Below are 15,067 nucleotides of genomic sequence, written 5' to 3'. Positions count from 1 at the left end.
ATGAAAACAGCAAATTTAAGAAAGAAGGGCCGGATAATGAGTTGGAGAGAGGAAAATGCTTCAGGGCAGGAACTGCCAAAAGAACAGGAAATGGTTCAGAGCCTGGGGAAAAAAATAAAATATTTTCGGGAACAGAAACCTTATACCCAGTCGGAACTGGCAGAGAGGCTGGCAGTGACCAGGCAGACGGTGTCCAGCTGGGAGAGAGACAGGACGCTGCCGGATGTGTATATGCTGCAGCAGATTGCAGCTTTGTATGGTATGACGCTGGATGAATTTATGGAGGGAACAAAAGAAGCAGAAGTGACCATGCCGAAAACACCGGGACGTCTTCTGGCTGCCACCGGAGCGGTAATATTCGGATATCTGGTTGCCGGCGGAATGACGGGACATCTGTATGTGGATTGTGTGGTAATTATGGTAATCATCGGCGTCTTTATCCAGTTATTTCTGCATTTGTTTTTTTCAGGCAGCGTAAAAACAGGGAATTTTTCCATGCTGGCAGGGTACGACGGCAAAGTGGAATATAATCTGGAAGAAGTGAAAAAAGTGCTGATTCAGATGGATGTCCATATCAGCTGTATTTCTTTCGGAACCATATTGTTGTTTGGAATCTCCGCATTTCTGGAAGAAAGCAGATGGGAACTGACAGAGATCATTCTGATTTTTGCCTATTGTGTGGATTTGTGCGTGGTACCGGTATTTTACAATTACCGCAGTATAGACAGAATACTGGTAAGAGAGCTGGACAGACGTATTACAAAGGCGGGATACTTTTCTGTTGTCTGTTTTCTCGTACAGGTGCTGGGCTTTGTGGCTGTTACTTTTGCAAAAACAGAGCTGCGCAATATGCAGAATAATTCCCCGGAATCTGTGGGATATATAGGATGGACCCTTCTGTTTCTGGTGATTGTCGTAGCAGAACTGCTGTACGAACAGCACCGGGTAAAAAAGAAAATTACGGAAACCGGAAGTTACCGGCCAGGAACGGTATTCTGGCTTGGCACAGTTTCAGCCGGGGCAGTGACGGTTCTGATGTTTTTCAGGTAGGATTTTTCATAATAAAAATTTCAGGATGAATGTTTTTCCTGTAAAATGACATGCATATTTGGTGAAAAAAAGCGGAAAATAATTTTGACAGGCAATGTTGCACATGACAGAGTTAATATTGCCTGATACAGACAAGCGAAAGGAGATTTCCATGAACCAGATATCAGAAAAAGAATTATCCGCTTTAAATGATTTGCTTACCGGTGAGGAGCTTCTGATTAAAAAGTTTCAGGTGCTGGCAGACAACTGCAGCGATTCGGAAATAAAGGCAAAATTTACTGAAATTTCCAATGAACACAAGGAGCATTTCCGTTCCCTGTATTCCCAGTTAAGTTAAGCACCCCGGAGAATGCCTGTGTTTAAAGTCACAGGATGAAGGAAATCATGAGAAAAGGAGAAAAATCATGCAGCAGTCATTTTATTCAGAAAAAGAAATGTTTGCGGATGCGCTGACCGCAGAAAAAACAGCCACAACCTTGTACAATACCTTTTCCAATGAATGTGTTCATGACAATGTGAGAAACGCCATTCTGGACTGTCTGGAGAAAGAGCACAACATCCAGAACGAAGTGTTTGGCATGATGCATGAGAGAGGCTATTATCCAACGCCCTCTGCCGAGACACAGAAAGTAGACGAAGCAAAACAGAAATTTGGACAGTGTATGCAGAACTTTTAGACAGAGAATGCCGGAACAGCAGAAATTATGTTCCGGTATTCTTTTTTATTGCTATTTAAAACTATATATTGTATAATGGTTACTGTTTAAATGGGTGCCATGTACTATGAAACGGAATGGCAGGTACCGAAATTAATCATGTATCATGTGCCGAAAGAACGAAGCTCGGCCAAAAGGAGGCAGTGTTATGCGTCAGCCTGATGAGGCGGTAAGTGAGCTGATTCATGAGCAGATTACAGAAGAACAGCAGGAGAGTATATTACAGAATCAGCAGAGGAAGCTGGAACAGGACAAACGGGAGTTTGAACGTGAGAAGAAAGAGTTTTATCTCAGGAAAAGGATGGAAGAAAAACGTCTTGCAGAGGAGGCCCGGCTGTTTCAGATGAAATGGAAGATACTGGAGAGTGAATTGAAGAAAGTTACCATGGAAAAACAGGAGATGGACAGAGAGAAAGAACAGTTCGGCAGAAGAACCGGAGGATTTTATTCCCAGGCGGTGTCTGGCAGTTCGGAAGCGGGAATGTTTTTTTCCGGTGTGAACAATGAGCTTGCCTTAAAGAAACGCTATAAGGAACTGATTAAGATTTACCATCCCGATAATCTTGCAGGGGATACCGGTACCCTTCAGATTATCAACAAGACCTATGATATATTGAAGAAACAGTTTTCCGCATAGAAGACAGAGAACTGCTTTTGTTCAGCAGAGGTACATCGGGAGGAACAGATATGAAGCAGCAGGAAATCATGAAAGTTTTGCAGGAGTACCATACCCCTGCATATGTGTTTGATCTGGACGCACTGGCCAGACGTCTGAAAAAAATTTCATCTGCTCTGAAACAGGATAAGATGGATTTGTGCTATGCCATGAAGGCAAACCCCTTTTTAACAGGGGCCATGGAACCTTTTGTGGAGCGGTTTGAGGTATGTTCTCCGGGAGAATTCCGGATCTGTGAGCGGGAGAAGATTCCCGTGGAACGTCTGGTGATTTCCGGCGTCAATAAAGAACCGGAAGATATTCTGCGGATTGTAACAGAGTATCAGGGCAGAGGGATTTTTACCATTGAGTCCCAGCAGCAGCTGAAACTGCTGTCAGACTGTGCCCGGAAAACGGGATATCATATAAAGGTACTGGTACGCATCAGCAGCGGCAACCAGTTTGGTGTGGACAGGGAACTGGCCATGCATATACTTACTGAGCAGGAAAAGTATCCGGAGCTTTCTTTCCAGGGGATCCAGTATTATTCCGGTACCCAGAAAAAGAGCCTTTCTCTGACAGAACAGGAGCTTAAGAGCCTGGATGAATTTTGTCAGGAAGCGGAGGAAAAAGGGCATACGGTGAAGGAACTGGAATACGGGCCGGGATTTTGTGTGCCTTATTTTCAGTCGGATTCGGAAGAATGCCTGGATGAACTGCTGGAAGAATTTCGGAAACTGGTCCGGAATATGGAATTTGGCGGGAAGATCACACTGGAAATGGGAAGGTTTCCGGTGGCGGACTGCGGCAGCTTCCTGACCACCATTGTGGACCGGAAAGACACCCAGGGACAGATTTATGGTATTGTAGACGGAGGAATCCATCATCTGAATTACTATGGACAGACCATGGCCATGAAACTTCCCCATGTGCAGCATATCAGCAGAGATGCCGCAGAAAACCAGGCAGAGGAAAAATGGAACCTGTGCGGTTCTCTTTGTACATCAGCAGATGTGATTGTGAAACAGTTTCCGCTGATCGGCGGAAAGGTGGGAGATGTGCTGGTATTTGAACGGGTGGGCGCCTATTCGGTAACAGAGGGAATCAACCTGTTTCTGAGCAGAGATCTGCCGAAGGTGCTGTTTTATTCTGATGAACAGGGAATACAGCTGATACGGGATACGCAGGAAACAGACAGAATCAACAGCGGTAACTTTTAACACATGGTAAGGATAATTGCAACCGTCAGGTTACAGGCATTATCTTAATGTATGACAACAGGAAAGGAAGAAAATATGGAAAAATTACTGGAAATTTTAGAAGACATTCAGCCGGATGCAGATTTTGACACCTGTGAAACACTCATTGATGACGGAGTTCTGGACTCCTTTGCAATTTTATCAATTGTAAGTGAGCTGCAGGAGGAGTTTGGAATTTCCATTACTCCCGCAGACATTATACCGGAAAATTTTAATTCTGCCAGAGCACTGTGGGCCATGGTAGAGAGACTGCAGGACGAATAGGAGCGGAGGCAGTTCTATGTCATTGATTTCTATGGAATTTACGGTGTTTGTGCTTTTTTCCGCGGCGGGGTATTATCTGATACCCCGTAAATACCAGTGGATGTGGCTGCTGGGATTCAGTTACGTTTATTATATCAGCGGAGGAATCCGGGCTGCCTGTTTTCTGCTGTTTACCACAGTGACTTCCTGGCTGGCCGGCATCGGAATGGAAAAGGTTTCCGGGCAGGAAAAGGACCGGAAAAAAGCAAAACAGAAAATGAGGCAGATTGTGGCATGTGCCCTGATTCTGAATTTTGGAATCCTGGGAGTATTGAAATATACAAATTTTGCCATTGACACCGTCAATCATCTGGCCGGTGCGGAACTTGACATGATGCAGCTTTTGCTGCCTCTTGGAATATCCTTTTATACCTTTCAGTCCATGGGGTATATTCTGGACATATATTGGGGCAGGACGAAAGCGGAACATAATCTGTTCCGTTTTGCTTTGTTTGTATCATTTTTTCCCCAGATTCTGCAGGGGCCTATCGGCAGATTCAGCAGTCTGAGCACTCAGCTGTATGAGAGCCATTCTTTTGACCGGAAGCGTACGGAGCAGGCGGCGCTGCGGATTTTATGGGGATATTTTAAGAAAATGGTGATTGCGGACAATGCGGTGATTTTTGTCGATGCCATTTTTGACCACCCGGATATTTTTGACGGGCTTGGCGTGGTGGGCGTGCTGGCATACAGCATACAGCTTTACTGTGATTTTTCCGGCGGTATGGATGTGGTAATCGGAATCGGGGAACTGTTCGGCATAAAACTGGATGAAAATTTCTGTCGTCCCTATTTTGCAGTTTCCATTACGGATTTCTGGCACCGCTGGCACATTACCCTTGGAACCTGGATGAAAGACTATGTATTTTACCCTGTGTCTCTGTCCGGCTGGATGAAAGGGTTTTCCGGATTTGCCAGGAAAACATTCGGAAAACAGACCGGGCGTACCCTTCCCATCTGTCTTGCCAATATCATCGTGTTTCTGGTAGTGGGAATCTGGCATGGCGCAGCCTGGAAATTCATCATATATGGACTTTACAACGGACTGATTATTGCTTTCAGCGGCCTGATGGCCCCTTCTTACCGGAAATGGAAGCAGGCCCTTCATATATCCGGAGACAGCAGGGGATTTCATCTGTTTCAGATAGCAAGGACATTTATTCTGGTAAATATCAGCTGGTTTTTTGACCGGGCGACAGATGTGCCCTCCGCTCTGCTCATGATGAAAAATACACTGACTCGTTTTGATCTGCGCCAGATTCTGGATCCAGGCATTGAGATTGGGGAGGCCAGCGGGACTACTTATACCATAATAACCCTTGTGGTGATTCTGGGCGGATGCCTTCTGGTGTTTGCTGTAAGTCTGCTGGAGGAACAGGGAAGGAAGCTGCCGGAAATTTTTGAGAAACAGCACTGGCTGGTAAAGTCTGCAGTTTATCTGTGTCTGATTCTGGCGTTGCCGGCGCTGGGACAGCCTTCCGGAGAGGCAGGAGGATTTATCTATGCACAGTTTTAGGAAAATCAGAATACCGGCAGCAGTGGTTCTGCTTCTGCTGGCGGTAAATCTGGGACTGAATTATATCCTGATACCGGCCAGCTATGTGAATTTCATGATTCATAAAGGGGTCAGCCAGGCCCATGACACGGTGTTTTTAGGAACTTCCCATGGGCTGAACGGAATCAGTCCCAAAATTGTGGAGGAGCAGAGCGGAGAGAAAGCCATTAATCTGTGTATGGGAGGGGAGTACCCAAGAGATGCATATTATCTGCTGAAAATGGTCTGTGAAAAAAGTGTGCCGAAAACCGTAGTGTATGAACTGGATTTTGGCTACTGGTGTACGCCGGAAGGACAGAGAGGGGATTTTAACCGTATTTATTATGAAATGCCCTGGTCTTTGGTAAAGGCAGAGTACCTGCTGGCCAAGGAGTGGAAGCTGGATTTCCGGGCAGTTCTGTTCCCCTGGTTCTATTATCGGGGGCAGTTTCGGGATGTGAAGAAAATTGTGTCCCTTAAACAAAGCAGGGAATACCGAGATCATGAAGAGGCAGTTTTTCAGCTGGACGGATATGGTTATATGGACGGATTTATGCGCAACCGTCCCATACCGGGAGAGAAGCCGGAAGATAATCTGGTACTCTGGAATGAAGAGGAGCGAAACGAAGATTCTTTTCGGTATTTTGAAAAAATGGCAGATTTCTGTAAGAAAAAGGGAATCCGTCTGGTGGTTCTGACTACTCCGGTTCCTGGAGCAGCCCTGGATAAATATGGGGAAAATTTTCAGGAGGCAGATACCTTTTTTACGGAATATCTGGAACAGATGGGGATTGATTACTGGAATTACAACCGCCCTGGAACCAGAATTGAGAATTTTGATGACAGTCTGGATGCTTTTACGGATTATGAAGGACACATGAGTGCGGGGCAGGCCGAGGCATTCAGTGTACAGTTGGTGGAGGATATTTTATGAAAAAAGCAGCAGATGTAATAAAGGAAAGTATCAGAAAAATTCTGGGGATTATGGTACATGATTTAAAAAAAATATTTACCAATCCCATAGCAGCCATTGTGGCAGTGGGCGTATTGATTCTGCCTTCACTGTACGCCTGGTTTAATATCAGGGCAAGCTGGGACCCTTATGGAAGTACCAATAACCTGGCAGTGGCGGTGGCAAGTGTGGACGAAGGAACCACTGTTCAGGGTATGGAGCTGAATATTGGCGACAGCATTATTGAAAGTCTGACGGGAAATGATCAGATCGGGTGGAAGTTTACAGATCAGGATGAGGCTGTGGCCGGGGTAAAGAGCGGCAAATACTACGCTGCGGTGGTGATACCGGAGGATTTCAGTCAGGATATGACCAGTGTGCTCAGGAAAGATATCACAAGGCCTCAGATTGAGTATTATGTCAATGAAAAAAAGAATGCCATTGCGCCGAAAATTACGGACAAAGGAGCCGGTGCTATTCAGCAGCAGGTGAACGAGACTTTTATTTCCCAGGTTGTGACCGTGATGGGTGAAACAATGATGAAGATTGCGGAAGGCGTTTCTGAGGCTGAAGGGAAAATAGACGAAAAGCTCTTTGAAAATGTGTCTTTGTCCGATAATATTCTGTCGGTGGAACATGCCATAGAGACCATGAAGAACCTGAATGTATCCATTGACAGCCTGGTGGGGACCATTGATGCTTTCGGCGAGACTTCAGAAGCCCTGGACAGCCTGGTGGAGTCCTTAAGAACCACCATTCAGATTACGGATGAAAGTTTGTCGGAGCTCAGGGACAGTCAGGAGGATTTCCGGAAAAGTGAGTCGCTGGAACATATTTCCGGCGCAACTCCCGGCGTGTATGACACGGTTTTGGATGGGGTAAACAACAATCTGGATAATCTCATCAGCCGGCTGGAAGTTCTGGAAAAAAATCTGGACGAGGATTCTCAGTCAGCGCTGGCAGCTTTGTCAGCCATGAAAAATCAGATTGCAGGAATCAAAAATATTAACAGCGGACTGATTGATATTTTGAAGGGGAATTCCCTGTTATACAGCCTGCAGGGGGTAAAGGAGCTGGTGGGAAAACTGGAAGAGGCCAATACCTCTCTGACAAAAGCGGAATCTTCCATTGACCGGGCCATTCAGCTCCTGAATGAGGACAAGGACGCATCCGAGTCTGTAAGGCAGCTTCGGGATGAGCTGAATGAGGCTGCAAATGCCATGCATACTGCCCTGGAGGGGTATCGGAATCTGGTGCGCGGAGAAATGGAAGGCATTGTGTCAGATATGAATGGAAAGCTGGCGGCTATCCGCTCAGAACTGGCTTCTGTAAAATCTCTGGCGCCCATAGCGGATAACACCATAAAAAGTGCGGGTACTGCCATGGATTCTCTGGGCAGCTCCATGGATTCTGTGGCAGAAGTGCTGAAAAGCTCCAAAGAACTGGTTTCCTCCGGAATCACCAGTCTGGAAAATGTGAAAGAGGTACTTAAGAAAGTCCAGGAAGGATCTGAAAAGAGCCTGGTAGACAGTCTGAAAGAATTCCTTCTGGAAAAATTTGGAGTGGATCTGGACGAATACGACAATACGCCGGAAGCTATCGGCAGTTTTCTGTCCTCTCCGGTAGAGCTGAACACGGAGAAGGTTTATCCTATTGCCAATTACGGCTCTGCACTGTCGCCTTTTTATTCCATACTTGCCATGTGGGTAGGCGGACTGGTGCTGGTTTCCATTCTGAAATGCAAGGCAAAGGATGATGAAACTCTGGCAGTCAGCAAATACAGGCCTTTTGAACTGTACATGGGACGTTATCTTATTTTCATGATATTTGCGATTTTGCAGAGTGTGATTATCTGTCTGGGAGACCTGTACTGGCTGAAAATTCAGTGTCTCCATCCCGGACTGTATATTTTTGTGGGAGTTGTGGCAGGTATTGTATTTTCCAATGTGATTTATACCCTGACCATTACTTTCGGGGATGTGGGAAAAGCTGTCGCAGTAGTCCTGCTGGTGCTGCAGGTGGCGGGAGCAGGCGGAACCTTTCCCATTGAAGTCACACCTGGTTTTTTCAATAAAATCAATCCGTTTCTGCCGTTTACCCATGGGATGAACGCCATGCGGGAAGCCATTGCGGGATTTTATGGGAATACTTATATCGTCAGCCTGCTGAAACTGTTTGTATATTTCCCCATTTTCTTCCTGTTCGGTACGGTATTCCGCACACCGCTGATTAAGCTGAATAACTTTTTTGAAGAACATCTGGAAGACACGGGAATTATGTGAGAAAGACACGGAGATTATGGAAAGTCAGACATGGAGGAGTTTATATGAAATGGGAAAAATACACCATTCAGACCACCACCCAGGCAGAGGATTTTGTCAGCAGTATGCTGGCTGACCTGGGAGTGGAAGGGGTGCAGATTGAAGACAATATCCCTTTGTCAGCGGAAGATAAGGAAAAAATGTATATTGACATTCTTCCGGAACTGCCGCCGGATGACGGAAAGGCACAGGTAAGTTTTTTTCTGGAGACCGGACAGGAACATGGGCCTCTGTTAGAGCAGATAAAGGAAGAACTGGAATCCCTGCGTCTGTTTGTGGAAATTGGGGAGGGAACCATTGCCCAGGGAGAGACAGAAGACAAAGACTGGATTAATAACTGGAAACAGTATTTTAAGGCCTTTACCATTGAAAATATTCTGATTAAACCCACCTGGGAGCCCTTGCCGGAATATGCAGACGGCCACATTCTGATTGAGATAGATCCGGGCACCTCTTTTGGAACAGGAAAACATGAGACTACTCAGCTCTGTATCAGACAGCTGTGCCGTCATCTGAAAGAGGGGGACCGGGTGCTGGATGTGGGCTGCGGAAGCGGTATTCTCTCCTTGGTCTGTCTGAAACTGGGAGCGTCCCATGTGACCGGGACGGATATTGACCCCATATGCATACAGGCTTCCCTGGATAATCGGTATCTCAATCGCCTGCCGGAAGAAAACAGCCGGTTTTTGCAGGGAAATCTCATAGAGGACAGCACATTGCAGGAACAGGTTGGACAGGAGTATGATATTGTGGCTGCCAATATTCTGGCAGATGTGATTATTCCCCTGACGCCGGTAATCCCCCATCATCTGAAAAAGGGCGGGATTTATATTACCAGCGGTATTATTGACTTTAAGGAAGAAGCAGTAAAAGACGCCATTCAAAATGCAGGACTGACCATTCTGGAAGTGACCCGTCAGGGAGAGTGGGTCAGCATTACTGCTGAAAACAGGTAGACAGGAGAGAACTATGTTTCAGTTTTTTGTAGCACCGGAGCAGATCGGAGAAAAAGAAGCCTTTGTAACAGGAAGCGATGTGAACCATATTCGGAATGTACTTCGCATGAAACCGGGGGAACAGATGCGGATCAGTGACCAGCAGGGCAGAGATGTTCTCTGCGAGATTTCTCAGGCAGACGGGGAAAAGATTACCCTTAAAATTTTAAAGTCCTGTGAGGGCACGGAGCCTCCGGTGAAAATCACCCTGTTTCAGGCGCTGCCCAAGGGAGATAAGATGGAGCTGGTGATTCAGAAGGCTGTGGAGCTGGGGGTCAGTGAAATCATTCCGGTGGCCATGCGTAACTGTGTGGTGAAGCTGGATAAAAAGCGGGCGGAAAATAAATGTATCCGCTGGCAGGCCATTGCAGAAAGTGCGGCAAAGCAGTCAAAACGAAGTATCATTCCCAGGGTGGGACCGGTACACACCTTTGAAGAGGCGGCAGAATATGTCCGCACCATGAATGTCCGTCTTCTTCCCTATGAACAGGAGCGGGGGATGGCCCATACCAGGAAGGTGCTTGGAAATCTCGAAAAGGGGGCGTCCATCGGAATCTTTATCGGGCCGGAGGGCGGGTTTGCTTCCGGAGAGATTGAGATGGTAAAGGATGATATGGAGATTATTTCTCTGGGAAACCGCATACTGCGTACGGAGACAGCCGGAATGGCAGTTCTTGCCATGCTGGTTTATGAAATGGAGGATTAAGATGGGAGCATATTTTGATAATGCGGCCACCACCCGCTGTTCTGACGGGGCAAAAGCACGGATTATTCAGGCATTGTCGGAGGATTACGGCAACCCTTCCTCTCTTCATACAAAAGGAATGGAGGGGGAAAATCAGATTCGGAAAGCCAGGGAACAGATCTGCAGGACGCTGAAATGTAAGGAATCAGAACTGATTTTTACTTCCGGCGGAACAGAATCCAATAATCTGGCTATTTTGGGTGCGGCCATGGCAAACAGACGCAGAGGGATGCATCTGATTACCACGGAGGTGGAACATCCGGCAGTATCTGCTCCCATGAAATTCCTGGAAGAACAGGGGTTTACCGTTACCAGACTGAAAGTGGACCGGGACGGGCTGATATCTCCGGAAGAACTGGAGCAGGCCATCCGGCCGGAAACCATTCTGGTGTCTGTGATGTATGTCAACAATGAGATTGGAGCTGTGGAGCCTGTAGAGGAGGCAGCCAGGGTGATTCACAGAAAGAATCCGGAAACGCTGTTTCATGTGGACGCCATTCAGGCTTATGGAAAATATCTGATTTATCCAGGCAGACAGGGCATTGATCTGATGTCAGTCAGCGGCCATAAAATTCACGGGCCAAAAGGCGTGGGTTTTTTGTATGTCCGGGAAAAAACCAGAATAAAGCCGGTGATTTACGGTGGAGGACAGCAGAAGAATATGCGCTCCGGGACAGAAAACGTACCTGGAATCGCGGGACTTGGGCAGGCTGCCCAGGAAGCCTGTGAAATGCTGTCAGAAAAACAGGAGTATATGTATCAGCTGAAAGAGAGATTTCTGGCAGGACTGGAGGGACTGGAGTGGGCCCATGTGAACGGAAGAACCGGACGGGACAGCGCCCCTCATATTATCAGTCTCAGCGTGGACGGTGTGCGCAGCGAGGTGCTTCTTCATGGACTGGAAGAAAAAGGGATTTATGTATCTGCCGGAAGTGCCTGCGCATCCAACAAACCAGCCCCCAGCGGTACCCTGCAGGCCATTCACGTAAAACGGGAATACCTGGATTCTACCATACGAATCAGTTTCAGCGGAGAGAATACAATAAACGAGGTGGACGAATGCCTGGATGTTTTAAAGAGTCTGGTTCCCATGCTCCGGAAATACACCAGACATTAGAAAACCGGGATGGGAGGAATACATGTTTAAAGCATTTTTAATAAAATACGGAGAAATCGGCATTAAGGGAAAAAACCGCCATCTGTTCGAGGCCGCCCTGGTACAGCAGATAAAATATGCGCTGAAACCGGTGGAAGGAGAATTTTCCATAACCAGAGAACAGGGACGGATTTATGTGGAAGCACTGGGGGAGTATGATTACCAGGAAACACTGGAGCATCTTAAGTGTGTGTTTGGGATTGTGGGGATCTGCCCTGTGGTGATTGTGGAAGATGAGGGATTTGAAAAGCTGGCAGAGGATGTGATTTCTTATCTGGATCACCGTTATCCCGATAAACATATGACGTTTAAGGTACACACCCGCCGGGCAAGAAAAAATTATCCGCTGTGTTCCATGGAGGCAAATGCATTGCTGGGCGAACGGATCCTTGAGGCCTTTCCGGAAATGAAGGTGGATGTACACCATCCGGATATTCTGGTGAATATTGAAATCCGAAAAAAAATCAATCTCTATTCAGAAGTGCTGCCGGGGCCGGGAGGAATGCCCGTGGGTACCAACGGCAAGGGTATGCTGCTGCTGTCCGGAGGAATCGACAGTCCTGTGGCAGGGTACATGATTGCAAAACGCGGAGTAAAAATTGACGCTGTTTATTTTCATGCACCGCCTTATACCAGTGAACGTGCAAAACAGAAAGTGGTGGATCTGGCCAGAATTGTGGCGAAATATGCGGGGCCCATTTATCTGAAAGTGGTGAATTTTACAGATATCCAGATGTATATTTATGAGCAGTGTCCCCATGAGGAGCTGACGATTATCATGCGCCGCTATATGATGCGGATTGCAGAGCATTTTGCGGAAGAAACAGGTTCCCTGGGGTTGATTACTGGAGAGAGTATCGGGCAGGTGGCAAGTCAGACCATGCAGTCTCTGGCGGCCACAGACGAAGTTTGCAGATTTCCGGTGTACCGCCCGTTGATTGGATTTGACAAACAGGAGATTATTGCCGTTTCAGAGAAAATCGGCACTTATGAGACGTCGGTTCTGCCTTATGAAGACTGCTGTACGATTTTTGTGGCAAAACATCCGGTTACAAAACCCAGTCTGAAAGTAATCAGGCGTTCGGAAACTCATCTGAAAGAAAAGATTGATGAAATGGTACAGACTGCCATTGAGACAGCGGAGACGATTATAGCAGAATGATTGTTGCTGTGAAGAGAACGGGACAGGTTATTCTGACACACCGGATGGGGCACTTCTTCTGGAAAAGGGGAAATTCCCACATAAAAACCCCCATGGATTCATGGGGGACACCGGTGTATCTCAGATTAAACCAGATATGGCTTTAAGGCTTCCATAATCTCATCTACTTCTGACTCTGCATGGATTGCCAGGTCAATGGGCTTGGAAAGGTCAAGGCTGAAAATACCCATAATAGATTTTGCATCAATCACATATCTTCCGGAAATCAGATCGAAATCGAACTCAAACTGAGAAATGGCATTTACGAAAGATTTCACCTTATCAATGGAATTTAAAGAAATCTGTACTGTTTTCATGTAAGAACCTCCTTTATAATACCTGCCCCAGGGATCATATCCGGTAAATACAGGTAATTATTTGAAATATTTTCTATTATACTACCGTCTTTCATGAAAAAAGTCAATGGTACCATAACCAATTTCACAAATAAATGCAACAGGTTTTTCGGCAATTTGCCCTTGAGAGAGGCCTGTCAGCAGAGAGAAAAAGAAAGGGTTTGTAATATGAGAAAAGCAGCGTTGCACAATCTGGGATGTAAAGTAAATGCGTATGAAACGGAAAGCATGCGCCGGATTCTTACAGAAGCCGGATATGAGATTGTTCCTTTCGAGGAGCCGGCAGACGTTTATGTAATCAATACCTGTTCCGTTACAAATATGGCAGACCGGAAATCCAGGCAGATGCTTCACCGTGCCAGAAAAAGGAACCCGGACAGCGTGGTGGTGGCGGCAGGCTGTTATGTACAGACCTCAAAAGAACATGCCCAGGAGGATGAAGCCATTGATATTCTGATAGGAAATAACAGAAAACATGAACTGGCAGGTTTGCTGGAGCGTTTTTTTTCAGAAAGGGAAAAACAGAAAAAAGAGACACAGCCCGCACAGGAGGAAAAAGAATCCTCCTGCGTTCTGGTGGAAAACATTGCAGAAGAAAGGATTTACGAGGAGTCTGGCGTAAACTGGGCCGGAGAGCACACAAGAGCCTTTGTAAAAGTACAGGATGGCTGTAATCAGTTCTGCAGTTACTGCATTATCCCCTATGCGAGAGGAAGAGTGAGAAGCAGGAACCTGGAAAATGTCCTCCGGGAAGTGGAATCTCTCGCCGCCAACGGATACCGGGAGGTGGTGCTGACAGGCATCCATCTGAGTTCCTATGGAACAGACCAGAGGCAGCCGGACTCTTCGGCAAAGGAAGAAGTCAGTCTGCTGACCTTGATTCAGAAAGTCCATGAGATACATGGAATTGACCGAATTCGTCTGGGATCTCTGGAGCCGAAAATTGTGACAGAAGAATTTGTCCGGAAGCTGTCAGAACTGCCGAAGCTCTGCCCCCATTTCCATCTGTCGCTGCAGAGCGGCTGTGATGCCACTTTAAAGCGAATGAACCGGAAATATACCTGTGCAGAGTACGAAGAAGGGTGCAGACTGCTGCGGAAGTATTTTACACATCCTGCTGTTACCACAGATGTAATTGTTGGGTTTCCAGGAGAAACAGACGAAGAATTTGAAATCACGCGAAAATTTTTACAGAAAATCGGATTTTTTGAGATTCATATTTTCCGATATTCCCGCAGAGAGGGAACTCCTGCGGCCAGAATGGAACATCAGATCCCGGAGCAGGTGAAAGCCGGGCGAAGCGATGTGCTTTTTACAGATCTGTCCCGGATGAACCGGGAGTTTCTGGACTGGTATCAGGGACGGGAGCTGGAAATTCTCATGGAAGAAGAAATATCTGTGGAGGGGAAAAGATATTTTCTGGGACACACAGAGGAATATGTGAAAGCTGCGGTTCAGCTGCCGGACGAAGCAGAGTGGAATCTGGAAAATAAACTGGTGAAGGCCAGAGCTGTGTCAGTGCTGACGGAGGATGTGCTGCTGGCAGAACTTACGGAAGGAGAGTAAGTTTTAGCAGTTGAGATGTTTCCCGCATGAATGGGTACATCATACAGCCTGTGGAGAAATTTAAAAAAATTGAAAAAAGTGCTTGACTTTCTGGTGCATTGTATGTATAATGAATTTGTTGAGTTTTGGAGAACAAAGTCAAAGTATGGCTCGTTGGTCAAGCGGTCAAGACGCCGCCCTCTCACGGCGGAAACAGGGGTTCGATTCCCCTACGAGCTGTTAAGCTATAATTGAATAGCCCAACCCGAAAAAATACTG

15 protein-coding genes and 1 tRNA gene are annotated in these 15,067 nt (G+C 46.6%); 15 read left to right on the top strand and 1 reads right to left on the bottom strand.

Features of this window, described 5'->3' with window-relative positions; all coding sequences use genetic code 11:
• Nucleotides 1-36: 36 nt before the first annotated feature.
• From C805_RS25340 to thiI, 13 genes are all read left to right on the top strand, one after another.
• Entirely contained in the window at nt 37-1,050 is a 1,014-nt protein-coding gene (locus C805_RS25340) for a helix-turn-helix transcriptional regulator (RefSeq protein WP_016215136.1), read from the top strand.
• A gap of 151 nt (nt 1,051-1,201) precedes the next feature.
• Nucleotides 1,202-1,387: a ferritin family protein gene (locus tag C805_RS16890; protein WP_016215135.1), complete on the top strand. Its 186-nt coding sequence runs from the start codon at nt 1,202-1,204 to the stop codon at nt 1,385-1,387.
• 67 nt (nt 1,388-1,454) lie between these two features.
• Nucleotides 1,455-1,727 carry a spore coat protein gene (locus C805_RS16885; RefSeq protein ID WP_016215134.1) on the top strand — a complete coding sequence of 91 codons (273 nt, stop codon included), beginning with the start codon at nt 1,455-1,457 and terminating at the stop codon, nt 1,725-1,727.
• A 187-nt stretch (nt 1,728-1,914) separates the two neighbouring features.
• A complete protein-coding gene (locus tag C805_RS16880; protein WP_016215133.1) occupies nt 1,915-2,403 on the top strand; it encodes a hypothetical protein in 489 nt (162 codons plus the stop codon).
• 50 nt (nt 2,404-2,453) lie between these two features.
• Entirely contained in the window at nt 2,454-3,641 is a 1,188-nt protein-coding gene (locus C805_RS16875) for a diaminopimelate decarboxylase family protein (protein ID WP_016215132.1), read from the top strand.
• Nucleotides 3,642-3,716: 75 nt separating this feature from the next.
• Nucleotides 3,717-3,944 (top strand): acyl carrier protein, encoded by a 228-nt coding sequence (locus tag C805_RS16870; protein ID WP_016215131.1) that lies wholly within the window; start codon nt 3,717-3,719, stop codon nt 3,942-3,944.
• A gap of 16 nt (nt 3,945-3,960) precedes the next feature.
• Entirely contained in the window at nt 3,961-5,499 is a 1,539-nt protein-coding gene (locus C805_RS16865) for an MBOAT family O-acyltransferase (RefSeq protein ID WP_016215130.1), read from the top strand.
• Nucleotides 5,486-6,451 carry a hypothetical protein gene (locus C805_RS16860; protein ID WP_016215129.1) on the top strand — a complete coding sequence of 322 codons (966 nt, stop codon included), beginning with the start codon at nt 5,486-5,488 and terminating at the stop codon, nt 6,449-6,451. Before C805_RS16865 ends, C805_RS16860 begins: the two co-directional genes overlap by 14 nt.
• Nucleotides 6,448-8,751: a YhgE/Pip domain-containing protein gene (locus C805_RS16855; RefSeq protein WP_016215128.1), complete on the top strand. Its 2,304-nt coding sequence runs from the start codon at nt 6,448-6,450 to the stop codon at nt 8,749-8,751. Before C805_RS16860 ends, C805_RS16855 begins: the two co-directional genes overlap by 4 nt.
• Before the next feature lie 44 nt (nt 8,752-8,795).
• Nucleotides 8,796-9,746 carry a 50S ribosomal protein L11 methyltransferase gene (prmA, locus tag C805_RS16850; protein WP_016215127.1) on the top strand — a complete coding sequence of 317 codons (951 nt, stop codon included), beginning with the start codon at nt 8,796-8,798 and terminating at the stop codon, nt 9,744-9,746.
• A 13-nt stretch (nt 9,747-9,759) separates the two neighbouring features.
• Nucleotides 9,760-10,491 carry an RsmE family RNA methyltransferase gene (locus C805_RS16845; protein WP_016215126.1) on the top strand — a complete coding sequence of 244 codons (732 nt, stop codon included), beginning with the start codon at nt 9,760-9,762 and terminating at the stop codon, nt 10,489-10,491.
• 1 nt (nt 10,492) lies between these two features.
• Entirely contained in the window at nt 10,493-11,647 is a 1,155-nt protein-coding gene (locus C805_RS16840; RefSeq protein WP_016215125.1) for a cysteine desulfurase family protein, read from the top strand.
• 22 nt (nt 11,648-11,669) lie between these two features.
• Nucleotides 11,670-12,848 carry a tRNA uracil 4-sulfurtransferase ThiI gene (gene thiI, locus C805_RS16835; protein ID WP_016215124.1) on the top strand — a complete coding sequence of 393 codons (1,179 nt, stop codon included), beginning with the start codon at nt 11,670-11,672 and terminating at the stop codon, nt 12,846-12,848.
• A 125-nt stretch (nt 12,849-12,973) separates the two neighbouring features.
• Here the strand turns inward: thiI and C805_RS16830 are convergent, their stop codons facing one another.
• On the bottom strand, nt 12,974-13,204 hold the full coding sequence (locus C805_RS16830) for an HPr family phosphocarrier protein (RefSeq protein ID WP_016215123.1): 231 nt from the start codon (nt 13,202-13,204) through the stop codon (nt 12,974-12,976).
• 207 nt (nt 13,205-13,411) lie between these two features.
• On the opposite strand from C805_RS16830, the gene mtaB reads away from it, so the two are divergent.
• Nucleotides 13,412-14,809: a tRNA (N(6)-L-threonylcarbamoyladenosine(37)-C(2))-methylthiotransferase MtaB gene (gene mtaB / locus C805_RS16825; RefSeq protein ID WP_016215122.1), complete on the top strand. Its 1,398-nt coding sequence runs from the start codon at nt 13,412-13,414 to the stop codon at nt 14,807-14,809.
• 147 nt (nt 14,810-14,956) lie between these two features.
• Nucleotides 14,957-15,028, top strand: a tRNA-Glu gene (locus C805_RS16820).
• The last annotated feature ends 39 nt before the right edge of the window (nt 15,029-15,067 follow it).

It is taken from the genome of Eubacterium sp. 14-2 (genome assembly GCF_000403845.2).
In the GTDB taxonomy this organism is placed as follows: domain Bacteria; phylum Bacillota; class Clostridia; order Lachnospirales; family Lachnospiraceae; genus Petralouisia.
Note: the sequence above shows the minus strand (reverse complement) of the source record. Positions and strands in the feature narration are given on the sequence as shown.